This is a genomic window from Pseudomonas chlororaphis subsp. aurantiaca (genome assembly GCF_013466605.1).
Lineage (GTDB): Bacteria > Pseudomonadota > Gammaproteobacteria > Pseudomonadales > Pseudomonadaceae > Aquipseudomonas > Aquipseudomonas chlororaphis_I.
Genome location: NZ_CP059162.1, coordinates 2,246,633 through 2,272,238 on the forward strand (window position 1 = coordinate 2,246,633; position 25,606 = coordinate 2,272,238).

Below are 25,606 nucleotides of genomic sequence, written 5' to 3' on the forward strand. Positions count from 1 at the left end.
GGCGGCAGAAGGTGGTGATGGGATTACGTGGGCAGCAGACCTTTGTCTTTAGCTTCCTTCTGGCATTGCTCTCGGAACAGGCGGGCCGATTCGATGGCCTCCCGCCTGGTGGTAGATCTCCAGTTAGCGCCGATTTTGATGAACTCGCCGCGCAGCTTCCCGCACCAATAGGTGACGATTTTTCGATTCTCGATCTGGCGGATGGGGCCGGCAGAGGCTTTGGGTGCTGTCGCGTAGTGGATCAGTTTCTGGTCGTACGTTAATTCGGACATGCAGGAATCCCTCGCCCGCCGTCGGCAGGCTTCTGAAAGTTGAGTTGGGGTTTCGGATGTTTCTGATGGCTGCCGGCGTTGCGCGCGGCTACTGTTGAGTTGTTCGCCCGGCCCGTTGTCAGGCAAGAGCCGACTACTCGCGGGCTGTGGCGAACTCCTTCTGAATTACCAGCGGCCACGCCTATCCGATAAGGAAATGCCTTGCCTTCCCATTTACCAGGCTTACCGCGGATTGCTCCATGACGCTCATAACGATGAGGTTTCTTGCTGCTGAATAGCGCCTCACAAGCTTCGAGCAAGGCTATCTCTCCCTGAATCTCCATCAACTCCCTACCAGCAATCGAACCCACTTGAATCCAGCCCGACTTTTCGCGGCCGTAATTTTCCGTCTTGAATAGACGGTAGCGATTCCGGTGCCCGGTATTGGGGGATGAGGTTTCAGAGTTCAGGTAGAAGGCCACACCCTTGCTTCGGGCCCGAAGGAGTGTCCTAGCCATTCTGGGGCTCTCCCTGTTCCGCAGTAGCTTTCAGCTTGAAGCTGATACCGCATGCTGCTGCCAGGGAGGTGAGCTCACCTACGGTTGTTGAGCCTTCCTGTAGCGCCTGGCCGAAGCGAATCAGACGAGCGCCAAGGTTGGCGAATTCATTTCCTTGGGAGGGTGTTGTGGCCGTGTGCATGCTTTTCTCCAGGCAAGCCGGTGGCCTGCCGCGTTGTTGGCTGTCGCAAAAATGGATGGGGTGGGTCAGCGTCTTGAGTGACGTTAGCTAAATTAGCATAATGTAATTTTTATGCAATGCATTTTGCTAAATTTCAGTTTGCTAATTTTTCGAGCAGGTCAGGGAAGGGGCGTTGCTAATCGTAGTGGCGAAGTAATGGTGCTAGATTTCGTACCGAAAAATTCGTATTGACGCCAGCTTCAGGGCTTTCAGATCTGATGGAGGCCTGTGTTCTGATAGGCGATGTTTTTGCGCTGATCCCCCAGCGCCGCGGAAGTGTTATTGAATGGCAAAGAAACAGCCGGCGGATACCAAAGCAGCAACTGCTGCTGATATCGAGCGATCCATCCAGGCCCTCAACAAAATGGCTGAGCGGCTTTGGGGCGATGGACGAGAGACTGAGGCGCAGGCCCTGCTTAACGCCCTGGACGCGTTAAACCGGGCGCTGGATCGGATAAGGATTGGAGAAAGTCGCAAGGTTGTGACTCTCCATTAAGAAGGACTGGCGCGGCGGGGATTTTTAGGAGTTCACCATGGGCCTCACTAAACCGAATCAAAAGCTACGCCGTGACTTGAAAGCCGCTGCATTTTCCCTCGAAGAAGCTGCCCTGGAAATGTTCAGGTTGGCAAAACAGCGCGGGGATGTAGAGCTTCTGGAGGCTATGGATACAATCGAAAAGCTGCATGAGCAAGCGGACCGACTGAAGGCTTATGCGGATGAGGTGAAAGATCAACGTATCACCAGGGCGAAGGCTAATAGCTGATGGGGCTGCTCGATTTTTTATCCGACCTTCTCGGCGGTCTCGCTAATCTCCAGCCTTACGAAAAGCCTCGCAGGGTCTTCACGCGAGGCTTTGTTGCATTCTGCGTGATGGTGGCTGTTATTGAGCTAATAGCACTGAACCTATACTACTCGAAGGTCGGGTGAGGCTTAGGGCGCGTGCTCTGGCAGGCAATGTACTCACGGCAAGGCAGTCACGTCGCACACACAAAATCGGAAAGGACTCCATGAAAAAGCTGATAACTGCTGGATTTGTTGCCCTGATCGCGGTAGTGATCTACACCCAGATCACTATTTTTGTCGTGCCACCGATCGGCGCGGTGCCCGAGGGCCGCACTGTGATAATGCTGCGTTTGAATAAGACCAACTTTATCGACAGCGCGGACGCAATGTGCGATCGACTGCAGGGCGGTGTTAGCCTGCTTTGCCGAGGCGTCACCATGGGCGCGGTGGTGAGTAAGACGAAAATTATTGTGCGCCTACCGTATTCAGAGTGGCTTTACCTAATCTCTACCGGCGGGAAGAAATACGAGCGGTAATGCAGATACGCCGCTATGGAGACGCCATGCCCCTCCCGAAACCTAACCAAGAACTACGCCGCGACCTGAAACAGGCGGCAGCCACTCTAAAGTGGGCAGGCGTTGACCTGTTCGGTGTGGCAAAGCGCCTACTGGCCGCCGGCGACGAGCAAGGCGCCAACGATCTGATGGAGATCGCCCTACAGTTTCAGGAGACTGAAGACAAGCTTGAGGGGTATTCGGAAGAGGTGAAGGCGGGAAGGATTGTGCGTGCTGGATTAGAATAGCTTTGCGTTAGGCGAGATATCTGACAGATGCTCCCGCCCATCGCCTCATAAATCTTCGATCAACAGATCGTCATACTCACCGGCGGCTAGGGCTTCTTCGTTGTATTCATAACCTAGTGCTTCAATCTTTTTGCGTTTTTTGAACAGGCCAAGCTCCTGCCTTGCATGACTCAAAGCTTCGTCTTTTATGAAGTCTTCATACCCACTAAAGACTGGGTAGTCGTTGAAAATAAGAAGCTGATCGAGCTTTTGGTGAAGCGAGCTCATGGTCATTTCTTTCTTTGTGAGCGCTGTGCTTTCTGCATAAAGCATGAACTGCTCAGATAAAAGGTGTAGCCGGTACAACTCATCGCTATTGAGGTAGTTTTTTCCTGTCTTAGCCTCTTCAAGCGTTGGAAAGTCACCACGTGTCGTCTGCATGCCCATTGATTCGGATTTATGATCTGCCCTATCCAGGATCAGCTTCGAGCTCGTCATGCCCGTGACCGCGTGGTGAAACTTGTCCTGCAGCAAGGCGTAAAAACTTCTGACTGTTTTTGAGTTTGGGTCGTAGTCCGAAGAGCAAATCTTGAAGCACTCACGAACCTTCGCGTAGACCTGTTTCTCCTCCGACCGAAGGGCTCGAACTGCCGCTGCGAGTTTGTTTAATTTCTCAGGAGACTCACGGAGAGCCTTCTCGTTAATCACATACCCTTGCTCAAGATAGGTCTTGAGGGTTTGCGTAGCCCATTGCCTAAATGCAATGGCATTTTTGGCGTTAACACGGTATCCGACCGACAGAATCGCATCGAGGTTGTAATGCTTTAATGTCCGCTCCACGAAGCGACCACCCTCCCTGCGAACTACCGAGAAATCCTCGGTAGTTGCCTTTTCTTCAAGCTCGCCAACCGCAAAAATGTTCTTTAGGTGCAGCCCTACGTTGTCTGCTGTTGTTTCAAAAAGGTCCGCCATGTTTTGGGTTGTAGCCCACATTGCTTGCTGACCCGGCTCGAACTTCAGCTTTACTTTGGAACCATCGCGCACGAACGAGACTGTGTTTTCGCTCGGTTTTATAGAATCATCTTCCATCGTCATGCGTTACTCCTTGGGACGGCGTTTCCAGCAACGATGCCACTTCACTTGAGTCGCAGCAACAAACCCGTGCGGATTGACAAAGCACGGCCCAGCGCCGGGCTTTTTGTTTCTCGCGTCCCCACCAAGACAATCGATGAGTAGCTGAATGAACAGTGTTCGCCACTTTGAGAGGGGACGACATACCAAAGTGATACGATCACCAGTCTCCACTGCCAGGATCTGCTTCCAGTGACTCCTATCATCTGCGCCAATGAGTTCGATATCTGTGTCTCAATGCCCGACTTTGTCACCTGGATAGAGGACGAGCACATTCCCAACGCTGACCTATCAGCAGCATTGAGCGCTATGGGAGTCCCGCTCAACATTGGCGACCTGTATGACGCTTATTTTGACGACACTCCTGTTGGCACTGGTGATGTCCACGTCTATCCGTCCGATAAAAATAAGAGCTTCCTGATCATCGACCTGTATCGGGACCCCACCGATCAACTGGACATCGTCACCATCTCGTTGAAAATTGAGTCAGAGCTACTCACATTGGTCCTGCCGCATCTGAGGCGTTTTTTTGATGCCGCCGAGTGCCAGGTTGCATTTAGGCAATCGAGCCATTCACAACAGCTACGTTCACTGATCGATGAAGGCAGGTACCCGGTCCTGATAGATGAGAGTGGGTATCGGCAGCAGCTAATTGCCCACATTTGATGCCTTTCTCTTCCCCCCTAGACGGAAGTCGATCCACCGCCAATGAGCGGGCTTTTTGCTTTAGGTTGAGGGGAGGGCGGCAACCTGTAGTGGTCTAATGAAACCGGACACCCATTTAGGCGAGAATGCTCGCCAGATAGAGGTGTCTGATGACCAAGCAACGTCGTTCCTTTTCCGCTGAATTCAAACGCGAGGCTGCAGCTCTCGTGCTCGATCAAGGCTATAGCCATATCGAGGCCTGCCGCTCGCTCGGGGTGGTCGAGTCCGCGTTGCGTCGCTGGGTTAACCAACTCCAGCAGGAGCGCAGTGGTGTTACTCCGCAGACAAAAGCGCTGACGCCCGAGCAGCAGAAGATCCAGGAGTTGGAAGCCCGGATCGCTCGTCTTGAGCGGGAGAAATCCATTTTAAAAAAGGCTACCGCGCTCTTGATGTCGGAAGAGCACGAACGCACGCGCTGATTGATCAACTGAGCACCCAAGAGCCGGTTGATTGGCTTTGTGTCGTCTTTGATATCACTCGTTCGTGCTACTACGCCCACCGCCTCAGATGTCGAACTCCGGACGTTGAACGACTTCGGTTACGCAGTCGAGTCAATGAGTTGTTCACGCAAAGTCGGAGCGCCGCCGGCAGCCGCAGCATTGTGTCGATGATGCAGGAAGATGGCGAGCAAATCGGACGGTTCAAGGTGCGTGGTCTGATGCGGGAGCTGGCGTTAGTCAGCAAACAACCTGGATCACATGCTTACAAACAAGCGACGGTTGAGCGGCCGGATATTCCGAACATCTTGAATCGAGAGTTTGAAGTGCCGGCACCCAACCAAGTCTGGTGTGGCGATATCACCTACATCTGGGCCCAAGGGAAATGGCATTACCTGGCTGTCGTGCTGGATCTCTATGCGCGCCGAGTTGTGGGCTGGGCGCTGTCGAGCAAACCGGACGCGGACTTAGTGATCAAGGCTCTGGATATGGCTTACGAGCAGCGTGGCCGGCCTCAAGGACTGCTGTTTCACTCGGATCAGGGCTCGCAATACGGCAGTCGCCAGTTTCGCCAACGGCTCTGGCGTTACCGCATGCGCCAAAGCATGAGCCGTCGTGGAAACTGTTGGGATAATGCGCCGATGGAGCGTGTGTTTCGCAGTTTGAAAACTGAATGGATACCGACCGTGGGCTACATGACGGCTCAAGAGGCGCACCGAGACATCAGTCATTACCTGATGCATCGGTACAACTGGACTCGACCGCACCAGTTCAACGATGGGCTGGCCCCGGCTCAGGCCGAGAAAAAACTTAACGTCGTGTCCGGGATTAGTTGACCACTACACATCCTGGACCTGACCAGATCAGGATTGCTTCAGGGAAAGCTACGCCTGATGCGTTTTCGCTCGGGTTGCCAGGGTAGTAGCGAACGAGGGAAGGGGAGCCAAAGAAGGCCTTGGCCCAGCTCCTAGTCGAGGGTGCGACACCTTTATTTTGCAGCCCTATCACCAGATCCAGGTCACCACACGTCATTGCACCGCGGGCATAAGATCCCACAACCCAGATCAACGTTATTTCGAGCTCACAAGTGAACTCACGGTAAATGTGCTTGTGGGTGATGCTACGGATGGAATGCTCATCAAGCCTCTGGCAGATCCGGATCAGCTTTTTGGTGAACGACTCACGGGGATGACGCTTTTCGAGTGCGGCCATGCTCTCATCTCTGCAGGCGGGGCGAGGAGAACGACCGTATCATTCGGAGTGTTTGTAACACCATTAGCAACGGGTACAGCGGGTTCCTTCTTTCAGGGAGGGCAAGCAGGGAGCACTACACATGACTCGAATCTATGGCTATGTCATCACCCATGACACTGGCTTTGCCCCGAATCCCTATGGAGGCGTTCTAACTCTATAGGGGATCTGGGGAAAGGCCTTTCGGAAACTGGTCGTAACCATCAAGTCGAATCGGCCGGAAGAGCATCCTCATGAGTGCCATTGATGCCTCCTTGGCATGAGGAAAACCTCTCTCAAGCTCTCTCCACATTTGTCTTGCTAGGGGCCTTAGCTCTAGTCGTGCTCCGACTCGTGAAGTGTGGAGCCAAATCATCACAGCAGCGGCCTCTTGAAGGCGTCCTTCAGTTTGGAGGGTTCTGATCATCCCGTTGAGGGCGGAAGGGGTTTCCGGCTGAACTGTGTAAGCTCCAATTGGATCACTCAGAAGGAAACCTGTTTCCTCTAGTCGGTTTCGAGTGTCCGCGGCCAAGGCGACGATCATGCCGATCTCATCGGAGTCCATTTGGCTGAGCTGTGTAGTAAAAGCTGATAACTCGCGTTCTTGAATGCGAAGGTATCGAGCGAGCCTCCATTTTGTGAACAGTCCCATTTTTCCTTCCCTGATGATCGGTGCTCGGGGTTGGTTGACGATAACCCACCTCATGGGCCTATGCCATGACGGCATTCCCGGTTGTGTTCCTGGGTTGTGCAGCGCTGGCTGTTACCTTTTGCTAACTGGCGATAGACTGAGTGCTATTGCTGGTTGGATAGACAGCTAAAAGGTGCTGCATGCGGAGTAGGACATGAGCTTCAGCGGATTTTTGGCTGTGGATCCTTATTTAACCTTCGCTGAAGGCAAGCCAGGGTTTAAGGAGAAGTTGTTTATAGGACTCGATGGTGTGCCAAGCGATAAGTCTTGGTATGGCAAGGAATGGAGTGGGCTGTCTTCGCTTCCGTCTGTTTGGCGTCTTGGGCGTGAGGCATACGTCGTGGTTGCAAAAAAACTAGGCTCTGTACGAAATCCGCTGAAACCAATTTGAATTCCACCGGCGTCGAGATTCAGTAAAGTCCGCGTCCATCAAAGGCAGGAGCCCACGATGGCCAAACGGTACGAACTCCCCGACGCAGCCTGGGATTTGGTTGCGGACATCTTCAATGAACCGCGCCGTAGCGGGCGACCGCGAACAAATGATCGCCTGATGCTCAACGGCATACTTTGGGTGCTCTGCTCCGGCGCTGCCTGGCGCGACATGCCTGAGCGCTTCGGCCCCTGGTCAACGGTCTATCAACGTTTTCGTGATTGGCGCAATCGTGGAGCGTTTGACCAGATGCTTAAGCGGCTTCATATCAAGCTCAACGAGCAAGGGTTGATTGATCTGGAGACCTGGATGATTGACTCCACCGCAGTACGCGCAACCCGGGCCTCTTCTGGTGCTGGGAAAAAAGGGGGCCTGAAGAACCGCAAGATCACGCGCTCGGGCGCAGCCGGGGCGGCCTGACGACCAAGATCCACATGCTGTGCGACGCGAATGGTGTGCCACTGAAATTTCTGTTGTCGGGCGGGCAAGCCAGCGATATCGCTTATGCCCAGCCGTTGCTGGATGAGGCACACATTCCAAGTTTGCGCGGTCGTCCCCGCAAACGCTGTCGGTGGTTGCTTGCAGATAAAGGTTATGACGCTGAAGCTTTGCGTCGTTACTGCGACCGGTATCGGATGCAGCCGGTGATCCCTCTGCGCAGCATGAAGCGCAAACCCAAACCGGGGTTGCCGAGACTGTTTGATCGTCCCAAGTACCGGCAGCGCAATATCATCGAGCGTATGTTCGGCTGGCTGAAGGAGAATCGCCGCATCGTTACGCGGTTCGACAAGCTTGCGAAAAGTTATGCAGCGATGGTCTCGCTGGCCTGCGCCATGCGGTGTTTACGACATTACTTTTCGTACAGACCCTAGGACGAAATCCAACGATTCAGGACTTTAAAGAGATTTATGGGGAAATTTCTGACATTGAAGAGGAATTTGCACCAGTCGTGCAAAGTTGGATTGATGCAGATGTATTAGTTTTATACTCAAATGCGGATGAGGCGCCTGTAAAAAATTTAGTCTCAGAAATTACAGATGCCCCATTTGGTTGGCTTTTAGATGTTTTCATGAGGGTGTCAAAAGACTCAATAATTAGTGGTGAAATATCTGCGGATAAATTTCCTGATTTTGAGAAATTGCTTGCTGCGATAGCGGTTATGCACGTGGATAGTTGTGTCATTGCAAGTCATATAGATGGGCGGGGGCTGGATGAAGCAATTGATATCGTCCAAACGAATTTATCGTCTGCGAAACTATATAGGGAGTGCATAGATTCGGTTAGCCTTGCTTTGGGATCTAGAGCCAAAAAAGCAAGTAAGAGTAGGCATGCTCCTACAAATCTACTCAAAAGCAAGCTCGTCAACGAGTGGGCTGAATCAAAGCACGAATACAAAAGCCGTGCTGATTTTGTACGGATTGTTGCTCGGGTTAACGGCGTAAAAGAAAGAACGTTATACGAATGGATTGGTCAGTACGAGCAATCACAACGGTAGGCTTACGGTCTGCGCGCATACCGTACAGTCTGCGTGTAAGCAGGACTATTTCGCTTTGGGATATTGATCTAGTCTGTGCTGATGGAGATGCGGGACTATTCGTTCAGGTCCTTGGCTAGTAGTTTCAGAAGCTTTTCGTATGCACCTGGCATGTCTGCCTCCAACTGTGCACGCATATCAGGGTTCTTGTCGTACCTCATTTTGAGTCCCATAGCCATTATCCTTTGAACGGCATCATTGAAATTTAGGCTTTCTGACTCAGCAAACCTTTCAATTTCTTTGGTTTCTTGGTCAGTAAGCATAAGAGTAATCTCACGACCGTTATCATCCTCGGCATCTCCAGATAGTGTCTCAGACGTTGTCCCTAGCGCATCGGCTAACTTGAGCAGAACGGCAAGGCGTGGCTTTGCTTTACCAGCTTCATATCGAGAAATCTGGGACCAAGTAATCCCGACGGCATCGGCGAGCTCTCTTTGAGTCAGATTTTTTTCTGCGCGAGCGTGGGCTAGACGCTTTCCAAAACCGTTGTCCATCAAGCACCCCAAAGCTATAGAAGGTTTTGAAAATACACCTACAGCGTTAAAAGTGCAAAAAAAGCAACAAAAGCATTTACAAAGGCAACAAAGGCCAATAAAGTCGCTTTAGGCAACAGGTTGGAACCAGCAAAGGAGAGATGAGATGCAAGAGAAGAAGGTCATAGGGATAAGAATCGAAGATGCGATGCGTTCTCTCTTGGCTGATAAGGCCCGGAAAAATGATCGGAGTCTCAGCAAGGAGATTGTTTCGCGGCTACGAAAGTCACTGGAACAGGAGTTAGCGCATGAAAAACGGCAGGCATGAAAAAGCCCCAAGCGCGCCAACGCTTGAGGCCGATGAAGCAGAACGTCAATCTACTAGGAAAAACGTCATGGATAAGCATACCGAAGTAACCGGAAAACTCAATGCTAGCACTAGCAAGGTGCCGGTCACCGTTGAGAGCACCTTCACAATCTGTAATGTCGAGCAGCAAGAGCTGTTTGCTGTTCGGCCAGGTATCCCCGCAGTGGATGCGCTTGTGGAGGCTTCTTGCATTCTCAGCGAGCTGAAAGGCCAACTCGAATTCATGGCGATGGGGAGGGATGCCATCCCTTCAAGCAATGCTTGGTCCTTGTTTCGGGCCGTGAATTCCGCGAAGGCAGTAATCGACTCTGTCCAAGAAGGTCTGGAGAAAGCTCGATGAATATCTCCTCCAGTCAACATGGGCAGCCGTTGGGCGCCGCGACACATTTTCAGATTCAATAAAGTGCACCACCTACCGCCATGTCCTCTCGCGAGATCGCAGATCTGGTTGGCTCTCGCCATGACAAGGTCAAGCAATCCATCGAAAGGCTGGCGGAGCGTGGCGTGATTCAACTTCCCCCAATGGGGGATGTTAAAAATCATCAGGGGCAGACCGTTGCCGAGTACCAAATCTGCAAGCGTGATACCTACATCATCGTCGCTCAGCTCTGCCCTGAGTTCACGGCCCGCCTGGTTGACCGCTGGCAAGAGTTGGAGGAGCAGGTCGCCAAGCCAGCCTTCGACTACATGGCGGCTCTACGCGATCCTCGAACCCTATTGGCGTTGCTTAATGAAAACGTGACAAAGGTTGTCGCGTTGGAGGCTGACAACACCGAGCTGACCAAAGAGAACCATCTGCTGGAAGTGAAGGTGGAGCAGGACGCGCCGAAGGTGGCTTTCCACGACATGGTTGTGGTGTCACACAAGACGTACAACGCTGCCCGGGCTGCAAAGATCATTGGCACTGGCCGCACTCGATTGCTGCAGTTCATGCGGCAGAAGGGCTGGGTGACCAGGACCAATGAGCCGTACCAAGCGAAGATTGAGGCCGGGTTGCTCGATGTGAAGCTGGGTACCTTTGATCATCCGACCCAGGGCACGATCCCAACGTGCTCGACGCTGATCACCGGCAAGGGGCTGACTAAGCTGCAGGCCATGTGGCAGAGCAGGGAGGCGGACTTGTTGGAGTAGGAGACAGAGCCCGGCCCAGCGCCGGGCTTTTGTTTGGAGTGTTGATTAATCTCGATGGCGCATCAGCGGGCCAGGAAAAGGGGTGTGCGGCTGCGCTGTTTAAATGTAGGCAATTTGCGTATACTTACCCCCAATGAAAACAGTCTTCTTTGAAACTACAAGCTTTACCGCCACGGTAGGTGACTATCTGACTGACGATGAATATCGGCAGCTTCAGGCGGAGATGCAGGCGAACCCTACGGCTGGCGACGTGATGCCGCGTACGGGGGGATTCAGAAAGCTTCGTTGGCATGACTCCCGTAGAGGAAAGGGGAAGCGTGGTGGGCTTCGTGTCATCTACTACTGGCTGCTTGATAACGATCAGTTTTGGATGTTTTCGATCTACGACAAGGACGAGGTTACAAAGCTGACTTCCGACCAGGAGAAGGCACTGAAAGCTGCGATAGATGCAGAGCTGAAAAAGCGAGGTGGGAAATGAAAAAGCGCGATCTATTTGCTGAGTTGATGCAGGGTGTGGAAGAGATGGGCGAGCACCGGAAGGGGAAGATCACTCTTCGTCAGTACGAGATGGAACCTCTCCCTGCACCAGAGGTGACTGCCGCTGAGATCATTTCTATCCGTGAAAAGCTTCATATGTCGCAGCCAGTATTCGCCAGGCAGATCAGGACCAGTCCGGATACTCTGAAGAATTGGGAGCAGTCGAAGTCAAAGCCGAATGCCCAGGCAGCATTGCTGATTAAGCTGGTCCAGCGTTTCCCTGATATGGTCGAGCGCCTTAACACTGTTTGAAGCGTTGACTACCCCATAAGCCCGGCCTAAGTGCCGGGCTTTTTGCATCTGGCTTAAGGCTTTTCGGCGTTTGCCTTCTCGAGCAGGCCGGCGATGCCTTCCAGCAGCACCAGATCAGACTCTTTGAGCTTGCCCTTTGCCGCGGCTCTGGCCAGTTTTTCGATCACGGCGATCGCCCTGGGCGAGGCGGTTTGCTGCAGGGCTTTGTAGGCAGGGGATGGCTGATCTCGAACTTCGTGGCGGGTGAACTCACCCTCGATGAGGTTTGAGCCGTAGCCGTTCGGGTTGACCAGGACGCCTGGTGCCAGGCCGATCTTCTGCTCGAGATTGAGGGCTGCCTTTTCGCCCAGGCCTCGATGCCCGTTGAGGATCTGGGACAAATAGGAAGCGTCCAGATCGTGCTGGTCGGCGAAGTCTTTCTGACTGAGTGGGCCGATGACACGCCGCAGCGCTTCGGCCCGAAGAGTTTTCATATCCATAGGCGAATAGTGTCCCTGAATTAGCAAATGGTAAATGACAAATAGCTATTGCGCGACGAATTAGCAATGTGTAATCTGAAGTCCTTAGGAGGATGACCATGACGCTAATCGAATTCATGCGCTCCCTGGACGCCGTTTCGCTGGAAGCCCTGGCTAAGCGTTGCGATACCAGTGTGGGCCAGCTCAAGCAAGTTGCTTACAACGTACGCCGGGCTAATCCAGCTCTCGCTATCAAGCTCGAACGCGAGTCGGGGAGGGAGGTGACCTGTGAGGAGCTCAGGCCTGATGTCGATTGGGCGTATTTGCGAAATACCGCGACCGAAACGAAGCAATCCGCCGCCTGATTTCGGCCTCGGCTAGCCCAGAAACTCAGTCTTTAAACTTGATTAAAAGCCTTCCTGCGGCGGTGAGCTCATTGTGCTCATCAGGCGAAAACACTGCCACGACAACTCCAAAGAGGTTTCCCGAATGGAACAGGTACATCGCGCAATTCATGAGGCAGTGCTGGAGGCGGGGCCGAAGCAATTGGCCCACCTGATGGGTATGAGCCACACCGCGCTGCTCAACCGCAGTAACCCGAACGACGACTCGCACCGGCTGAACCTGGAGCAGTTCCTACAGATCTTGGTGCACAGCAAGAACCCTGAGCCGCTTCAGCTTCTGGCAAGTGCCTTGGGCTATGCGCTGGTACCTCAAGTGAGACCTGAAGGGGTCAGCCTGGTTCAGGCATTGGTGCACTTGGCTGCAGAGTCAGGTGACGTCTCTCGCGCTGTTCACGACGCCCTGGCGGATGGTCGTGTAACGCAAATCGAGAAGGCAGGCATCCAGAAAGAAATCGGCCACGTGCGGCAGAGCTTGCTGGTACTGGAGGAGTCGGTGAAGGCGGCTTGAGCAGGCCGAGGACAGTCTTAAACGGTGCTGATACTCAACTGATCCATCGCATCAGTGACCATGAGATTGCTCACCTGAAACAGCTCAGCAGAGCAGGACTTGCATTATTTCAAAAGGGTGGATGATGAGATTCGCCCGGCCCAGAAAGCAACAAACCCGGCGGGAACCGGGCTCATTAATCGTCCTGTGCAACCAGGACAACACATCTCGAAGAGGTACCTAATCATGGCACACGCAATCCGTAGTGAACAAGATCAATCGAATGTGCGGGCGCTTGCGACTCGGAAACTTACCGTTGTTAAAGGGGGGAAGGCCACGAAGCTCGTTGCTGAACTCAAGCTAAATCCGCGCGCCAAAATTCCCTGCCATCGCCTTCCGTTTGTTGGCAGAAGTACTCCTAAAGGTGAGTTCAGTTTTTGGAATGTTCCTATGACCGGAGGCTACGGCGGAGGATGTGACGCAGGAGGGTGGCTTGCCATGTTCATGTTGATTCATTTACGCGAACAGTCGCAGAGCGATATGGCGATTCCCCTCCTTGGGCAGGTAGCAAGTAGTTGGCTAGAAGCTGCTCGAACAGCATCCGACGAAGAGTTTGATGCTCTGCAAGGCCAGGCGATTGGATTCATGACGCGTCTATCTCCTTGGTTGATGTTGGCTGCTAGAGAGGCGGGTAGGAACCTTGATCGTGTTAATCAGAAAGAAGTCTTGCTCAAAGCAAATGCTGGATTGGCTGTATCTATCAATGGGGAGATTGCTCAATGAGCCAGCAAAACCTCTCTTTGAAACGCATCGCTAATGAAGCCGAGTCGATGCACTACGCAGGCTACTTCGTCGATGCCCTTGGTCGTCTCTTCAACGACTTGGCTACTGAAGCACCTTGCTCTGTCGAAAGGATTCTCAATGGCTACACCCTAGGAGGAATGGCTGCTGGGCTGCAGGTCGTTGGTACCCAACTGATGGTTCGAGCAGAAAAGCTGCAGGACCTACTGGGAAAGCAGACGAGCGAGGAGGGTGCTCTATGAGCATTTTACGGCAACCTCATGTCGAGCCCTCTACAGCCTGCAAGATCGCCGGCCCTTGGCCCAACTATGCCAGCTTCCGAAGTCTGCCTGAGCGCGATCGCTGGGTGCTTTACGGGAGTGCAAAGGCATACAGACAGGCTCTGGAAGATCAGGGCTTCGTCATGGCTGAGTCGTATGACGCGTTCATCAAACGAGTCACTGACGAGATGGAGCTCTGAACTATGGGGATCATTCGGGCGCCTCGTCCTGAGGTGAACTTCTACCTACTCGACAAAGGGATCAGCGAGGACGCCCGGCTTAGCTGGGCGGCCCGCGGGTTGCTGGTATTCCTTCTGGGTAAGCCTGATCACTGGGAAATTTCGGTCGCGCATCTTCGTGGGGAGACTGTGCGGTCAACAAAACCAACTGGACGGGACGGTGTGTATTCCCTGCTGCAGGAGTTGATCAGCGCTGGCTATGTGCGTCGTGAGCAGAATCGCTCTGACACTGGAGTGCTTGGCGAAATCAACTATTTGGTCTCTGAAACACCGCTTCCGGCTTTACCGGAAACGGCTCAGCCGTATACGGCAAATCCGACACTAGTAAGTATTGATATTAAGCAAGGACTGAAAAAACCAGTAAGGACTGAAGAACCTTTGTCCAAAACTGACCTGGCGGAAGGTTTTGACCAATTTTACAAACTCTACCCTCGTCGACAGAAACGACCGGCTGCTGAACAGGCTTGGAAGAAGCTTGCGCCATCGAGTGAGCAACAGGTCGTGATACTCAAGGCTCTAGCTGAACACTGTAAGCAACCTGAATGGCAGAAGGACGGTGGCCAGTACATACCGTTGCCCGCCTCCTGGCTGAATGCTCGCCGTTGGGAGGATGAGCTCCTTCCAAGTGTAGGTTCAGTTGCTTCCAAAAGTTCGGCCTATCACGGCCTGCCGAACCATACCCAGGAGATGTATCCGGAGGTGCCGAATGGCCAAGCTAACTTCTAATTTTTGTCGGCAGCCTCGTGTTCGTTTCTTTGATATCGAATGCCCGATCCATAGCTCGGTGAACAGTTCAGAGATAGAGCAGTTCGATGGTTCTGTGCTTGCTCGGGGGTGTAAGCACTGCCACTGGGAGGCCCTGCATACAGCACCAAGGCCGAGTGAGGCATATACCCAGGCGAGTGGTAGGAAGAAGGCTGAGGACCTCAACAGGCTGCTCGTAGGCGCCGGTATTGCACCACGGTTCCAAGGGTGCACATTCGACAGTTACAGGACTACTGCGGGGGACGTTGGCATGGCCAAGGCCCTCAGCGCCTGCAAGGACTACGTTGCTCAGTTTTCCGATAACTACGCTGCCGGTCGTTCACTCATTCTTTCGGGCAACGTCGGTAATGGGAAGACTCATCTGGCATGCGCGTTGGTTCAGGCAGTGATCCGTGAGCATGGCGCTCAAGCAGTTATTACTACAGCAGCCGAGATCATTCGTGTCTTCAAGGGAGCTATGGACCGAGATGCTGAGTATTCGGACAGAGATGTTCTGAGCGAGCTCTCAAGCTTTGATCTGCTAGTGATCGATGAAGTCGGTGCCCAGAGTGGTAGCGCATACGAGCTAGGGGTTCTTCATGAAGTGATTGATCGACGCTACCAGCTCGTTCTGCCGACGGTTGTGGTTTCAAATTTGGTCACTGCAGATTTGAGCCGTTATATCGGTGATCGAGCGGTGGACCGTTTGCGCCAGGGTGGTGGGCAAGCTATCGGTTTCACCTGGGCCTCGGCACGAGGTGCTGTATGAGTCGCGAACTGTTCAGCACTGAGGCCGAGCACGGGGTGCTTGGCGCGCTTCTGCTCGAGGGCGGTCTGTTCGATCTCATCACCGACAAAGTAAAGGTTTCCGACTTCCACGATCTGGAGAATGCCGCGTTGTTCCAGGCAATGGTCGATTGCAACGCCGCCGGCCAACCGATTGACGTGGTCACAATTTCCGACCAGTGCCGGGTTTTGCCCAGCGGCGAGACGACCCTGGCCTATGCCGGTGAAATTGCCCGGAACGTGCCCAGTGCGGCGAACTGGTCGGCCTATGCCCGCATCATGCGCGAGCGAGCGGTGCTGCGGCAGGTCATCCAGGCCGCTGACGTGATCCGTGAGGAAGCCAGCGCTGATCGTCCGGTCGCTGAGATCGTGGCCATGGCCCAGCAGGCCACGGCCGACCTGCGCGACCTGGACGATGGCGCGCCGAAGTATCAGCGCCTGGACCAGATGATGGGCCGCGCGGCTGACATCATCGACGACAAGTTCAATGGCCGCATGCCGTCGTGGCCCTCGACCGGGCTGAAGGATCTGGATGAACTGGTGCAGGGCGTTCGGCCAAAGAAGGTCACGGTCATCGCGGGGTTGCCGGGTAGCGGCAAGACCACCTTGGCCCTGCAGATCGCCCAGCACAACGCGATTGCCAAGCGTAAGCCTTGGCTAGTGTTCTCCATCGAAATGCCCGGCGAGGAGCTGGGCGTACGGGCCATTGCCTCGCTGGGTGGGGTCGACCTGCGCCGGCTCGATAACCCGACGAAGATGCAGGATGACGACTGGTCGAAAATGGTTGGTGCCGTGGCCCAGGCTGCGAGTGCGCCGCTGTTCATCTGCGATGACCCAGTGCAGACGCCGGCGAGTATCCGCACCACCGCGCGCCAATGCCAGCGAGAGCATGGCTTGGCGGGCATCGTTGTTGATTACCTGGGCCTGATCCAGCTGGAGAGGAAGGGCCGCAGCCGTACCGAGGAGGTCGGCGCGATCAGCAAGGCACTTCTGCGGCTGGCCAAGGAGCTCGATGTGCCGGTGATCGAATTGGCCCAGCTCAACCGCGATTCAACCAAGCGCCCCGGGAAGAAACCCCAGGCCAGCGACCTGCGCGACTCCGGCGAGATTGAGGCAGATGCCAGCTGCATCATCTTGGTTCACCGCGACATGGACAGCGAGGCGGGCCAGAACGGCGTCACAGAACTGCTCATGCCTAAGTGTCGTCACGCCAAGGTCGGCAGTTGCATTGTCCAGCAGCAGGGCGAGTACGGGCGCTTTGTCGACTTCGCGCGTAACTCATTTCCATCCGACGAGGAGGTCGAGATGAATCGCCGTCCTTTCGCCAGCAAATACAAGGGGACCGTATGAGTAGCCGAGTAGCGGCAATGCTTCCGCGCAAAAGCATGAGCGAACTGGAGCGTCAGTTCTTGAGGATTGCTGGTGAGGAACTGGCGAAGGTTAAGGTCGGAGGACCTACAGCTTTGGCGTACCTGCTGGACATGGTCGCGACCTGGCATGGCCTCCGAGCTGAGATCGGTTTCCACGATTTTGGTCAGCGTTGGCTGATTGAGGGGAATGCGAAGAACAAGCCTGCAGATCGACTTCTTCGTGATCTATTTGGCTTGAGCGATCCTGCCCCGAGGAAAGCGGCATGAAGAAACGAACGTATGCTGACAAGCCGCTGGGTGACACTGAGTACTTGCTTGAACAGTGGGGGTGGTGGCGTATGGATGGAATGGGGGTACCCAGGTATGTCTCGCAGCTTGCTGTGATCATGAGCCAGAACAACCCGGTCCCCAGTACCAAGTCCTACGTGATCACCGATGACGTTGCCACTCTGGTCGACGGCGTGCTGGCCAGGTTGATCAAACGGAACCAGCAGATGGGGGATTTCGTTTGGTTTTACTTCGGCGCCAAGTGGCCCGCGAACCGGATCGGGCGGGAAAACGATATGTCGGAGCGCAAGGCTTGGGAGTTGATCAAGGCCGGAGTTGCATGGATCGACGGCGCCTTGGATGGAGAATTGGACGCGGCATGAAAAAAAGCTTTCCGTACAGATAAACACCTGTTTTGATGGCACGGTGTTCAGCTGTTTCAGCGCACACCACAGAGAAAACCCGGCCAATGAGCCGGGTTTTTTGTGGGTGATAGAATCAAGTGTCTAAATGTTGTCGCCATTATCTTGACATCACTGAAGGGGCTAGGCGAAATTGGGATCCAATCCACAATAGAGTTTTACTGATGCGTAAAATTATTGCCTTGGCCGTACTTTTTCTTTCGACTGCTGTGATCGCTGATGATCGGGTCACCGTGTCAGGTCTTCAGGTAGGTAAAGCTGATGCGGGATATCCGGCTGTTTTGGGTATCGCGCACAACAACACGAATGCAACACTGGAAAACGTGTTCGTTAAGTTCAAGCTTTATGATTCGGCCGGAAATGTGGTTGGTAACACTGTTGCTCATGGCCAAGACATTGGCCCGGGTGAGAGTTGGAAATTCTCTGCCCCAGCGACCCAGAGGTTCGAAAAAGTTACGCTGAGCGATGTGAAAATTTACTGATCTGCTCGTTCGATAGAGCCCTGCTAGCCAGGGCTTTTTTACGCATCGATTTTACCTGTTGCCAGGACAGCCCCTCGGGAAGACCTGGACGTCGATAGCCGGAAAGTGCGACGAACTGAATCAACACCGGCAGCCCGCGCACCCTTACCTCACATGCTCTCGGGGTGGCGCGAGCTATTTTTCATGGCGCGACGATAGATCCTGCTGGGCTTGGTCCAAGCAAAACCATCCTTCTGGACTGAGTCTGGAGAGGTAGAGAATGAATTACAAAATACTGGTTGTGCATACAGTGTTTTGTTGAGATAGTCATTCCACTCCTCGGGTGGATCAGAAGTGAAAACACAGCGTGTCTCCGGTGTTTACCTTCTCCGACTCGCGTGAAGGCCTTGAGCTTCGAGTAATCGCCAAGAGCGGCTATATGCGGCATCGGCCGTGATCATTAAAAAGCTCAGGGAGATCCAATCATGCAACCAGTTAAGATCGGTGAAAAATTCTATCAATCGAAAGGCTATACAGAAGCCTATGTCACTGTGATTGATGCCTCACAAAACACCGCAGGGGCAACTATTCGAACCTGCTCAGTGAATGGCGGAACCCTCTTCACAGGTACGGTAAAGCCCACCAAGCCCAGTGGATACCTTCAGTATCACGCATTCTATGTGGGTAAGCTCGAAGCGTGGTCAACTATTCCGTATGAGGTGTTCGTGCCGGCTGGCCAAGGTGTGTACTGGGCGCCAGAAAACGACAGGGCGTGGTTTATGATGACCTACGATATGCAGCCCTAAGCAGCCATTTGTGCTCGGAACCAAATGAGCTAGTTACAGGCTGCGCTTAATCGAAGAGCCTCGGCATCCGCCGGGGCTTTTTCGTTTTCGGCTCCCCACACCCATTGCTCCGAGCTGGGAGTGCTGATGGGGCCGATTCAAATCCGCAGGTGGTTGTCTGCCAATTGACCATCACTCCCTGACGGGGAGGAACAGAGATGCCGAACATGCCAGAAAAAGACCCTTCGTTCTGGGTGTTGGTCCTAACCGCCCTGAGGGACAACGGCCTCGCTATGGGGCTGACCTTCGCACTGACCTGGCTTCGCATCCAGTATGACGCCAAGGAGACCAGCCCCTGGCGCCAATTCATCGAGGCGGCGCTGGGTGCACTGATTGTGATGGTGGTGGGGCTGGTTGTGAAGGAGCTCGGCTTCAGCATCGCCTGGTCATTTGCCACTGCCGGCTTTATCGGTGTCCTGGGCGTCGAGCAGGCTCGCCAGCTCGGCAAGCGCTGGGCTGAACGGAAAGTGGATGAGGTGGGGTAGTGGACTACGTCATCGGCGGCCGCGAGTACTCGGCCAGCTACCGAGAGCTTCGCGAGGAGCACGCTCGATTCGTCGGGATGACCGACAAGCGCTTCTTGAAGGAGCTGCCCGCGGCATTGCACTTCGCGGTGTTCGTGTGTTGGTTAAAAGAGCTGCCGTCGAGCGTTGTCCTGTCGGATGAAGGGATCGTTCACCAACTGGCCCACCTGATTCATTTGAAGGGCGAGCCGCTGGTGATGACCAGGCTTGGCGAGATCCGCGAGCTCTTCAACAAGCAGCTGCAGCTAGCAGCGTAGGTCGCGACACGTTTCGCGAATCATCAAATTGTGTCGCGTCATGCGGCAAAGGAGAAAGGCATGAGCAGTGGTTACTCGAACCCGGTTTGCAAAGGCGATTGGGCGCTGGGCTCTGCGTGCGGTCGGTGCGAGCGCTGTGTAGCGGGTCGTCCTGGTACAGCCAGCGTCACGCGCTTACACCATGTCTTGCCGATAAGCACAGACGTCAGCAAGGCTCTGACTGATCTGGATGGCGCGATCGCCAAGGCCATCGATGCTGCCAAGGCTGCTGGTCTGCCCCAGGGCCTGATCGTCGCAGAGCTGCATGGGCATGCCCACGCACAGACCCACAGCATGGTAATTCGATGACCGCAGACATCCATGACATCGCTGACCAGCGCCCGCACCTGACGGTTGCGGCTGATGACGGTGTCCATGTGCTGCCCTGCGACCTGGTGCGCTCGGTGATCGCCGGCGACAAACCATCAGTCAGCCTGACTGAGCAGGTTCTGCGCCGGATCATTGAAGAGTGGTTCGAAAAGGTGACGGCGCAGTAGGTGTGCCGCAGGTGGGTGCGGCACTTTGTGTTACCGAACTTCAAGCGCTTGCTGAATGAGATCAGCGTACGAAGAAAGACGCTTCAATTCCTCATCAAGGATTGTAGAGCGCTCCGGCGAGTTGCCAACTTTTGCCTGGATAAGTACCAGGGCGGCTGCCACTGCTGCTTCTCGAGCATCTGCCGGGGTCTCGCTGTTGTACCCGTCGCGGGCGCGTAGGTTCTTAAAAAACTCAGACATCTCAGTTGCCTCTGGGTGATTGGATCCATACCAATACCGGCAAGCCGCCACTATTTCAAGCTCAAGGTGATCCATGGATAGGCCATACCCTCCATCGTCACTGCTTGAGCTGTCCGATCTATCCGACTTTGGTATCCGCCTCATCCCTGCACCCAAGGTATGGGAATGGCTACAGGCGGAGATCCTTGCCGAAACCGGCAGCATCCATAACGAAGACCACTCCCACCTACTGGATGCGGACATTCAGGTCATGTGGGCATCGTCGGGCTTCGAGAAGCAGAGCAGGACAGTACTCGGCCAGGCCGAACAGGTCGCGTTCCGTGCCGGTGGCTGGCAGAAAGCCCGGATGGAACAGCAGATGCGTGACTGGTTCGGCGAGGTGCCGGCTTTCATCATCACCTTGGCTGCCGACTACTGTGCCCAGTGCTCCGACGCTGAGTTCTGCGCACTGGTTGAGCACGAGCTTTATCACATCGCCCAAGCGACCGATAAGTACGGTCAGCCGGCCTTCACTGAAGAAGGCGCTCCCAAGCTGAAGCTGCGCGGCCACGACGTCGAGGAGTTCGTCGGTGTGGTCCGGCGCTACGGCGCGAGCCGAGAAGTGCAGGCCCTGGTGGATGCTGCAAACAATCCTGCCGAGGTGGGGAAATTGAACATATCGAGGGCCTGCGGAACCTGTCTGCTCAAGTCGGCCTGATTCTGGACAGGCTCTGGACGGATGAAAATCTATGGCAGCCCTTCAAAACGACGTGAAGGCCTTTATTGTTCAGGCCCTGGCGTGCTTTGACACGCCATCACAGGTGGTTGAAGCAGTCCAGAAAGAATATGGGTTGACGGTTACTCGCCAGCAGGTGGAGACGCACGACCCAACCAAGACGTCAGGCAAAGGCCTGGCAGCCAAGTGGCAAACCCTTTTCCATGACACCCGCAAGCGCTTCCGCGAAGAGACGGCCGAGATCCCGATCGCCAACCGTGCGTTCCGGCTTCGCGCCATGAATCGCTTCGTGGAGAAGGCTGAGACGATGAAGAACATCGGCTTGGCTATGCAGATCCTGGAGCAGGCCGCGAAGGAAGTCGGCGACGTCTACGTGAACCGAAAGATCGAACCCGATAAGCCCCTGGGCTCCCAGGCGGACCAGCAGCACGCAGTTGCTGAGTACACCCTGGAGCCAGACGAACGTGTCCCGACTACCCCGCACCTATGACCCGCCGGTAAAGCTGACGCCGAAGCAGGCGAACATTTATGTGTGGGGATTCCAGCCTGAGGCGCGCTTCCGCGATGCGGTGTGTGGTCGCCGGTTCGGCAAGACCTTCCTCGGCAAGGCGGAGATGCGCCGAGCTGCACGCCTGGCTGCTGAATGGGGTGTGAGCGTCGAGGATGAGATTTGGTATGCAGCCCCGACGCAGAAGCAGGCCCGCCGGGTCTTCTGGCGCCGACTGAAACAGGCTATCCCCCGCGAATGGCGTGAGTGCAAGCCGAACGAGTCGGACATGCTGATTACGCTGAAGAGCGGTCACTTGATCCGCTGCGTGGGTTTGGAGAACTACGACGACCTGCGGGGATCTGGCCTGTTCTTCGTCCTGGTGGACGAATGGGCGGACTGCAAGTGGGCGGCCTGGGAAGAAGTCCTGCGTCCCATGCTTTCGACGTGTGAGTACGTCGTTCCAATTGTCGGCAAGTGCAAGGGTGGCCACGCGCTGCGCATCGGCACCCCGAAGGGCTTCAACCACTGCTTCGATACATACCGCGACGGGCAGCCAGACGGCGAGCCTGACCATAAGAGCTGGCTCTACACCTCGCTGCAGGGCGGCAACGTCCCGGCGGAGGAGCTGGATGCGGCGCGCCGGAAGATGGACCCGCGCACGTTCCGGCAGGAGTACGAAGCCAGCTTCGAGAACTACGCCGGGGTCGTCTACTACACGTTCAGCCGTAGCGAGAGTCGCACCAGCGAGCGCATCAAGCCCGGCGAGGCCTTGCACATCGGCATGGACTTCAACGTCATGAAGATGGCCGCAGTGGTCTACGTGGTGCGGGAAGGCCTGCCCTTGGCCCTGGATGAGTTCCACTCGGTGCGCGACACGCCCGAGATGATCGAGAAGATCCAGGCACGATTCCCAGGGCACGGCATCGCGGTCTATCCCGATGCCAGCGGCCAGAACACCAGCAGCAAGAACGCCAGCGAATCCGACCTGTCCCTGCTGCGCAAGGCTGGCTTCACGGTGATCGTGGACAGCCAGAACCCCAGCGTCAAAGACCGGGTGAACTCGCTCAACGCCATACTCATGAACGCCTACGGCGAGCGCCGGCTGAAGGTCAATATCGACCAGTGCCCGCAACTGACCTTGTGCCTTGAGCGGCAGACCTATGACAAGCATGGCGATCCCGACAAGGATCCGAAGAAAGGGCACGACCACATGAACGATGCCGCCGGCTACTTCATTTGCAAGCGCTACCCGATCAACGTCGATATGACTGCAACCCAACCTTTGAGAATGTGACCATGTCCAACAGCCCCGATGCCACGCTGCCAGCGGTCAACGCCATGCGCGTGTACTGGGAGCGGATTACCCCTCTAATGCTTGGAACGCTGGCCATGCGCGCGGCGGGCAAGACGCTGCTGCCGCAGTACCCGGCCGAGGATGGCGAATCCTACAAGGAGCGCCTGCGCCTCTCGACGCTACTGCCGGCATACTCGGAAACGGTCGTAAACATGACTTCTCGAGTCTTTGCCGAGCCGCTGCAGCTGGGCGACGACGTTCCAGCGCAAATCGCCGAGATGGCCAGGAGCATCGACAACGCTGGCAACGACCTCAACTCGTGGTCGGTCGCCTTCTTCGGTGAGGGGCTGAGCCATGGCCTGTGTCATGCCTTTGTAGACCACGCCCGTGTTGAAGGCTTGCGCACCCAGGCCGACGAACAGGCCGCAGGGGTTCGCCCCTACGCCGTGCTGGTGAAGCCAGAGCAGGTGCTGGGTTGGCGCTCCAAGGGTGGCGTTCTGACCATGATCCGGTACCGGGAAGTGGTTGAAGAGGAGGAAGGCGATTTTGGTGCCAAGTGTGTCGAGCAGATTCGCGTCCTCGAGCCTGGTTCCTGGCGGATATTCCGCAAGGGCGAGAAGGCCGGCGACTGGGTCGTGTACGACGAAGGCGTGACTAGTCTCAAGGAAATCCCTTGGGTCACCTTCTACACCGGGCGTACCGGCTTCATGACGGCCAAACCACCGTTGATGGAGTTGGCCCACCTGAACGTCAAGCACTGGCAGAGCCAGAGCGACCAGGACAACATTCTGCACGTTATCCGTGTGCCTATCCTGGCCCGAATCGGCGTACAGCAGCAGTACGACAACCAGGGCAAGCCGCTGCCGAGCGAATTCAAGGTTGGTGTCGGCGCGCTGACTGACCTTCCGAAAGATGGCGACATGAAGTACGTCGAGCACACCGGCAAGGCTGTCGAGGCGGGCCGCACCGCGCTGAAGGATCTCATCGACGAGATGCGGATGGCCGGGGCCAAGCTGCTTATGCCTGAGAAAGGGGCGACCAAGACCGCCACGCAAGCGGAGGAGGACGCGGCGCAGGAGCTTTCGCCATTGGAGCGCATGGCGCACCAGTTCGGCGACTGCCTGGCGCAGCTGATCCAGTACATGGCCGACTACCGCAGCCTGGGCGAAGGCGGCACCGTTGAGATGCGCGGCAACTTCGACGTGGACTACATGCCAGAGGTGTCGCTGCCGACCCTAGTATCCATGGCTAACGCTGGCATGCTCTCGAAAGAAACCCTCTTCACCGAGATGCAGCGCCGCGGCGTGATCAGTGATGAATACGACTGGGCAGAAGAGCTGGCCAGGATTGATTCGCAAGGCCCAGCCCTCGGAGCGATCTGATGAAGACCGCCAACGAGAAGCTGCTGGACGAGTTGATCGGGCATGAGGTCGACCTGTCCCGCCTGAGCAATGCCCAGGTGATAGCGATCATCAAGATCCTGAACAGTCGCGATGCTGAGCTGCGTGCCGCGCTGATCGAGGCGCTCGACAACCTGGGCACCGACCTCTCGGCGGCAGCGGTTGATCTGGCACTGTCCGCCGTGCTGCGCCTGAATCAGGCCATCTTCATCGAGATCCGCCAGGCGCTGGATCAGACAGCTGACGGACTGATCAGCTACGAGATCGCCTTCCAGCATGGCGCGCTGCGGGCTGTGTTGCCGGTAGTGGTGCCGGAGGCCTTTCCGGTCGCGGCTCCAGTGTTCAGCCAGGTCAAGGCGATTGCCCAGGCCAGGCCATTCCAGGGGCGGCTGCTCAGAGAGTGGATGGCCGGCATTGAGTCGAACCGCGCCGCTGCGGTGCGTGATGCCGTCCGTGCTGGCGTGGTGGAGGGTCGCACGACGGCGGATATCGTCCGCACGGTCATGGGCACCCGGGCGCAGAACTACGCCGACGGCATCCTGCAGAAGTCCAGGCGCGAGGTTGAGGCGGTCGTCAGGTCTGCTGTATCGCACACTGCTGAGGCGGCCAGTGATGCGGTTTATGAGGCGAACAGCGACATCATCAGTCACGTTGAGTGGCTGAGCACCTTGGATAACCGCACCTCGACAGACTGCCGGATCCGTGATCGAAAGCCCTACACGCTGGGCACCTACAAGCCCATCGGTCACAAGATCCCATGGCTGGCTGGACCTGGCCGCATTCACTTCTGCTGCCGCTCGACCAAGCTGCCGATCCTCAAGAGTGCCTCGAAGCTTGGCTTCAGCGATAGCGCCACGCGGGCCTCGATGGACGGCCAGGTGCCGCAGTCGACAACCTACGCCGAATGGCTTGGCCGGCAGTCGGCAGTGCGCCAGGACGAAATCCTTGGGCCTGAACGCGGCAAGCTGTTGCGCCAGGACAAGCTGAAGCTGGATGACTTCTACAACGACAAAGGCAAGTTCCTGACGCTCGACGAGCTGAGGGAGCGCCTGCAATAACCTGCGACACGAAATGCCGACATTCGATTTTGTGTCGTAACCCAGGCCTCGCCAAGTGCGGGGCTTTTTTCTGCCT

43 protein-coding genes are annotated in these 25,606 nt (G+C 55.6%); 35 read left to right on the forward strand and 8 right to left on the reverse strand.

Features of this window, described 5'->3' with window-relative positions; translation table 11 throughout:
- Nucleotides 1–23: 23 nt before the first annotated feature.
- Entirely contained in the window at nt 24–272 is a 249-nt protein-coding gene (locus H0I86_RS10335; RefSeq protein ID WP_180924927.1) for a hypothetical protein, read from the reverse strand.
- A complete protein-coding gene (locus H0I86_RS32080; RefSeq protein WP_258019419.1) occupies nt 260–733 on the reverse strand; it encodes a hypothetical protein in 474 nt (157 codons plus the stop codon). Before H0I86_RS32080 ends, H0I86_RS10335 begins: the two co-directional genes overlap by 13 nt.
- A 542-nt stretch (nt 734–1,275) precedes the next feature.
- On the opposite strand from H0I86_RS32080, the gene H0I86_RS10345 reads away from it, so the two are divergent.
- From H0I86_RS10345 to H0I86_RS10360, 4 genes are all read left to right on the forward strand, one after another.
- Nucleotides 1,276–1,485 (forward strand): hypothetical protein, encoded by a 210-nt coding sequence (locus H0I86_RS10345; protein WP_180924928.1) that lies wholly within the window; start codon nt 1,276–1,278, stop codon nt 1,483–1,485.
- Nucleotides 1,486–1,522: 37 nt separating this feature from the next.
- Nucleotides 1,523–1,753, forward strand: coding sequence for a hypothetical protein (locus H0I86_RS10350; RefSeq protein WP_096373587.1), 231 nt, complete (start codon nt 1,523–1,525; stop codon nt 1,751–1,753).
- Between the two features lie 244 nt (nt 1,754–1,997).
- Nucleotides 1,998–2,309 (forward strand): hypothetical protein, encoded by a 312-nt coding sequence (locus H0I86_RS10355; RefSeq protein WP_180924929.1) that lies wholly within the window; start codon nt 1,998–2,000, stop codon nt 2,307–2,309.
- A gap of 26 nt (nt 2,310–2,335) precedes the next feature.
- On the forward strand, nt 2,336–2,575 hold the full coding sequence (locus tag H0I86_RS10360; RefSeq protein ID WP_124303182.1) for a hypothetical protein: 240 nt from the start codon (nt 2,336–2,338) through the stop codon (nt 2,573–2,575).
- Nucleotides 2,576–2,620: 45 nt separating this feature from the next.
- Here H0I86_RS10360 and rhuM read toward each other — a convergent pair whose 3' ends face one another.
- The gene (gene rhuM / locus H0I86_RS10365; protein ID WP_180924930.1) at nt 2,621–3,649 is read right to left on the reverse strand and encodes a RhuM family protein; all 1,029 of its coding nucleotides are present in this window, start codon (nt 3,647–3,649) and stop codon (nt 2,621–2,623) included.
- Nucleotides 3,650–3,877: 228 nt separating this feature from the next.
- Here rhuM and H0I86_RS10370 point away from each other — a divergent pair, with 228 nt between their 5' ends.
- Nucleotides 3,878–4,351 (forward strand): hypothetical protein, encoded by a 474-nt coding sequence (locus H0I86_RS10370; RefSeq protein ID WP_180924931.1) that lies wholly within the window; start codon nt 3,878–3,880, stop codon nt 4,349–4,351.
- A gap of 149 nt (nt 4,352–4,500) precedes the next feature.
- Nucleotides 4,501–5,663, forward strand: a protein-coding gene (locus tag H0I86_RS10375; RefSeq protein WP_180921255.1) for an IS3 family transposase whose coding sequence is annotated in 2 segments (ribosomal slippage) — nt 4,501–4,756 and nt 4,756–5,663 — 1,164 coding nt in all. Because the reading frame shifts where the segments join, the coding sequence is not laid out codon by codon here.
- Here the strand turns inward: H0I86_RS10375 and H0I86_RS10380 are convergent.
- A complete protein-coding gene (locus H0I86_RS10380; RefSeq protein WP_180924932.1) occupies nt 5,656–6,039 on the reverse strand; it encodes a hypothetical protein in 384 nt (127 codons plus the stop codon). The genes H0I86_RS10375 and H0I86_RS10380 overlap by 8 nt on opposite strands.
- Nucleotides 6,040–6,160: 121 nt before the next feature.
- On the opposite strand from H0I86_RS10380, the gene H0I86_RS32465 reads away from it, so the two are divergent.
- From H0I86_RS32465 to H0I86_RS10400, 4 genes are all read left to right on the forward strand, one after another.
- Entirely contained in the window at nt 6,161–6,241 is an 81-nt protein-coding gene (locus H0I86_RS32465) for an Nmad2 family putative nucleotide modification protein (RefSeq protein WP_180925812.1), read from the forward strand.
- Nucleotides 6,242–6,902: 661 nt separating this feature from the next.
- Nucleotides 6,903–7,139: a hypothetical protein gene (locus H0I86_RS10390; RefSeq protein WP_180924933.1), complete on the forward strand. Its 237-nt coding sequence runs from the start codon at nt 6,903–6,905 to the stop codon at nt 7,137–7,139.
- A 57-nt stretch (nt 7,140–7,196) separates the two neighbouring features.
- Nucleotides 7,197–8,050, forward strand: a protein-coding gene (locus H0I86_RS10395; protein ID WP_180924934.1) for an IS5 family transposase whose coding sequence is annotated in 2 segments (ribosomal slippage) — nt 7,197–7,545 and nt 7,545–8,050 — 855 coding nt in all. Because the reading frame shifts where the segments join, the coding sequence is not laid out codon by codon here.
- Complete coding sequence (locus tag H0I86_RS10400; RefSeq protein WP_180924935.1) at nt 8,017–8,673, forward strand: hypothetical protein; 657 nt, start codon at nt 8,017–8,019, stop codon at nt 8,671–8,673. The genes H0I86_RS10395 and H0I86_RS10400 overlap by 34 nt, the downstream gene beginning before the upstream one ends.
- 95 nt (nt 8,674–8,768) lie before the next feature.
- On the opposite strand, the gene H0I86_RS10405 is transcribed toward H0I86_RS10400, so the two are convergent.
- Nucleotides 8,769–9,206, reverse strand: a complete 438-nt coding sequence (locus H0I86_RS10405) for a helix-turn-helix domain-containing protein (protein ID WP_180924936.1) — start codon at nt 9,204–9,206, stop codon at nt 8,769–8,771.
- Nucleotides 9,207–9,351: 145 nt separating this feature from the next.
- Here H0I86_RS10405 and H0I86_RS10410 point away from each other — a divergent pair, with 145 nt between their 5' ends.
- The 5 genes from H0I86_RS10410 (at nt 9,352) to H0I86_RS10430 (ending at nt 11,472) form a co-directional block, all read left to right on the forward strand.
- Entirely contained in the window at nt 9,352–9,513 is a 162-nt protein-coding gene (locus tag H0I86_RS10410; protein ID WP_016704884.1) for an Arc family DNA-binding protein, read from the forward strand.
- The gene (locus tag H0I86_RS10415; protein ID WP_029527292.1) at nt 9,494–9,892 is read left to right on the forward strand and encodes a DUF3077 domain-containing protein; all 399 of its coding nucleotides are present in this window, start codon (nt 9,494–9,496) and stop codon (nt 9,890–9,892) included. The genes H0I86_RS10410 and H0I86_RS10415 overlap by 20 nt, the downstream gene beginning before the upstream one ends.
- 80 nt (nt 9,893–9,972) lie before the next feature.
- Nucleotides 9,973–10,683, forward strand: a complete 711-nt coding sequence (locus tag H0I86_RS10420) for a phage antirepressor KilAC domain-containing protein (RefSeq protein ID WP_258019420.1) — start codon at nt 9,973–9,975, stop codon at nt 10,681–10,683.
- Nucleotides 10,684–10,816: 133 nt separating this feature from the next.
- A complete protein-coding gene (locus tag H0I86_RS10425) occupies nt 10,817–11,161 on the forward strand; it encodes a hypothetical protein (RefSeq protein ID WP_062823026.1) in 345 nt (114 codons plus the stop codon).
- Nucleotides 11,158–11,472 (forward strand): helix-turn-helix domain-containing protein, encoded by a 315-nt coding sequence (locus H0I86_RS10430; RefSeq protein ID WP_124304706.1) that lies wholly within the window; start codon nt 11,158–11,160, stop codon nt 11,470–11,472. The genes H0I86_RS10425 and H0I86_RS10430 overlap by 4 nt, the downstream gene beginning before the upstream one ends.
- Nucleotides 11,473–11,525: 53 nt before the next feature.
- Here the strand turns inward: H0I86_RS10430 and H0I86_RS10435 are convergent, their stop codons facing one another.
- Nucleotides 11,526–11,951: a helix-turn-helix domain-containing protein gene (locus tag H0I86_RS10435; protein WP_029527289.1), complete on the reverse strand. Its 426-nt coding sequence runs from the start codon at nt 11,949–11,951 to the stop codon at nt 11,526–11,528.
- Nucleotides 11,952–12,049: 98 nt separating this feature from the next.
- Between H0I86_RS10435 and H0I86_RS10440 the strand changes: the two genes are divergently transcribed.
- From H0I86_RS10440 to H0I86_RS10500, 14 genes are all read left to right on the forward strand, one after another.
- Nucleotides 12,050–12,295 (forward strand): transcriptional regulator, encoded by a 246-nt coding sequence (locus H0I86_RS10440; protein WP_180924937.1) that lies wholly within the window; start codon nt 12,050–12,052, stop codon nt 12,293–12,295.
- Between the two features lie 124 nt (nt 12,296–12,419).
- Nucleotides 12,420–12,842 (forward strand): phage regulatory CII family protein, encoded by a 423-nt coding sequence (locus H0I86_RS10445; protein ID WP_180924938.1) that lies wholly within the window; start codon nt 12,420–12,422, stop codon nt 12,840–12,842.
- A 225-nt stretch (nt 12,843–13,067) separates the two neighbouring features.
- Nucleotides 13,068–13,604 (forward strand): hypothetical protein, encoded by a 537-nt coding sequence (locus H0I86_RS10450; protein WP_180924939.1) that lies wholly within the window; start codon nt 13,068–13,070, stop codon nt 13,602–13,604.
- Nucleotides 13,601–13,864 carry a hypothetical protein gene (locus tag H0I86_RS10455; RefSeq protein WP_180924940.1) on the forward strand — a complete coding sequence of 88 codons (264 nt, stop codon included), beginning with the start codon at nt 13,601–13,603 and terminating at the stop codon, nt 13,862–13,864. Before H0I86_RS10450 ends, H0I86_RS10455 begins: the two co-directional genes overlap by 4 nt.
- A complete protein-coding gene (locus H0I86_RS32085) occupies nt 13,861–14,082 on the forward strand; it encodes a hypothetical protein (RefSeq protein WP_258019421.1) in 222 nt (73 codons plus the stop codon). Before H0I86_RS10455 ends, H0I86_RS32085 begins: the two co-directional genes overlap by 4 nt.
- Nucleotides 14,083–14,085: 3 nt before the next feature.
- Entirely contained in the window at nt 14,086–14,847 is a 762-nt protein-coding gene (locus H0I86_RS10460; protein ID WP_180924941.1) for an LvrA C-terminal domain-related protein, read from the forward strand.
- A gap of 289 nt (nt 14,848–15,136) precedes the next feature.
- Nucleotides 15,137–15,634, forward strand: a complete 498-nt coding sequence (locus H0I86_RS32090; RefSeq protein ID WP_258019422.1) for an ATP-binding protein — start codon at nt 15,137–15,139, stop codon at nt 15,632–15,634.
- Entirely contained in the window at nt 15,631–17,001 is a 1,371-nt protein-coding gene (locus H0I86_RS10470) for a replicative DNA helicase (protein WP_180924943.1), read from the forward strand. The genes H0I86_RS32090 and H0I86_RS10470 overlap by 4 nt, the downstream gene beginning before the upstream one ends.
- A 17-nt stretch (nt 17,002–17,018) precedes the next feature.
- Complete coding sequence (locus H0I86_RS10475; RefSeq protein ID WP_180925813.1) at nt 17,019–17,288, forward strand: hypothetical protein; 270 nt, start codon at nt 17,019–17,021, stop codon at nt 17,286–17,288.
- On the forward strand, nt 17,285–17,671 hold the full coding sequence (locus tag H0I86_RS10480) for an antiterminator Q family protein (protein ID WP_180924944.1): 387 nt from the start codon (nt 17,285–17,287) through the stop codon (nt 17,669–17,671). Before H0I86_RS10475 ends, H0I86_RS10480 begins: the two co-directional genes overlap by 4 nt.
- Before the next feature lie 203 nt (nt 17,672–17,874).
- On the forward strand, nt 17,875–18,192 hold the full coding sequence (locus tag H0I86_RS10485; RefSeq protein WP_180924945.1) for an FxLYD domain-containing protein: 318 nt from the start codon (nt 17,875–17,877) through the stop codon (nt 18,190–18,192).
- A 464-nt stretch (nt 18,193–18,656) separates the two neighbouring features.
- Nucleotides 18,657–18,977: a hypothetical protein gene (locus H0I86_RS10490; RefSeq protein WP_180924946.1), complete on the forward strand. Its 321-nt coding sequence runs from the start codon at nt 18,657–18,659 to the stop codon at nt 18,975–18,977.
- A 197-nt stretch (nt 18,978–19,174) separates the two neighbouring features.
- A complete protein-coding gene (locus tag H0I86_RS10495; protein WP_124304718.1) occupies nt 19,175–19,501 on the forward strand; it encodes a phage holin family protein in 327 nt (108 codons plus the stop codon).
- Entirely contained in the window at nt 19,501–19,797 is a 297-nt protein-coding gene (locus H0I86_RS10500; protein ID WP_180924947.1) for a hypothetical protein, read from the forward strand. Before H0I86_RS10495 ends, H0I86_RS10500 begins: the two co-directional genes overlap by 1 nt.
- Nucleotides 19,798–19,971: 174 nt before the next feature.
- On the opposite strand, the gene H0I86_RS10505 is transcribed toward H0I86_RS10500, so the two are convergent.
- Nucleotides 19,972–20,109, reverse strand: a complete 138-nt coding sequence (locus H0I86_RS10505; RefSeq protein ID WP_180924948.1) for a hypothetical protein — start codon at nt 20,107–20,109, stop codon at nt 19,972–19,974.
- Nucleotides 20,110–20,141: 32 nt separating this feature from the next.
- On the opposite strand from H0I86_RS10505, the gene H0I86_RS10510 reads away from it, so the two are divergent.
- On the forward strand, nt 20,142–20,333 hold the full coding sequence (locus H0I86_RS10510; RefSeq protein ID WP_180924949.1) for a hypothetical protein: 192 nt from the start codon (nt 20,142–20,144) through the stop codon (nt 20,331–20,333).
- A gap of 30 nt (nt 20,334–20,363) precedes the next feature.
- Here H0I86_RS10510 and H0I86_RS10515 read toward each other — a convergent pair whose 3' ends face one another.
- Nucleotides 20,364–20,648: a hypothetical protein gene (locus H0I86_RS10515; RefSeq protein ID WP_180924950.1), complete on the reverse strand. Its 285-nt coding sequence runs from the start codon at nt 20,646–20,648 to the stop codon at nt 20,364–20,366.
- On the opposite strand from H0I86_RS10515, the gene H0I86_RS10520 reads away from it, so the two are divergent.
- Genes H0I86_RS10520 through H0I86_RS10540 form a run of 5 tightly spaced genes read left to right on the forward strand, consistent with a single transcriptional unit; the run spans nt 20,647 to nt 25,530 of the window.
- On the forward strand, nt 20,647–21,270 hold the full coding sequence (locus H0I86_RS10520) for a putative metallopeptidase (RefSeq protein ID WP_180924951.1): 624 nt from the start codon (nt 20,647–20,649) through the stop codon (nt 21,268–21,270). The genes H0I86_RS10515 and H0I86_RS10520 overlap by 2 nt on opposite strands.
- Nucleotides 21,271–21,301: 31 nt before the next feature.
- Nucleotides 21,302–21,778, forward strand: a complete 477-nt coding sequence (locus tag H0I86_RS10525) for a DUF2280 domain-containing protein (protein ID WP_180924952.1) — start codon at nt 21,302–21,304, stop codon at nt 21,776–21,778.
- A complete protein-coding gene (locus tag H0I86_RS10530) occupies nt 21,753–23,072 on the forward strand; it encodes a phage terminase large subunit family protein (RefSeq protein WP_180924953.1) in 1,320 nt (439 codons plus the stop codon). The genes H0I86_RS10525 and H0I86_RS10530 overlap by 26 nt, the downstream gene beginning before the upstream one ends.
- Nucleotides 23,073–23,074: 2 nt before the next feature.
- Complete coding sequence (locus H0I86_RS10535; protein ID WP_180924954.1) at nt 23,075–24,454, forward strand: DUF4055 domain-containing protein; 1,380 nt, start codon at nt 23,075–23,077, stop codon at nt 24,452–24,454.
- Complete coding sequence (locus H0I86_RS10540; RefSeq protein WP_180924955.1) at nt 24,454–25,530, forward strand: hypothetical protein; 1,077 nt, start codon at nt 24,454–24,456, stop codon at nt 25,528–25,530. The genes H0I86_RS10535 and H0I86_RS10540 overlap by 1 nt, the downstream gene beginning before the upstream one ends.
- Nucleotides 25,531–25,606: the final 76 nt, after the last annotated feature.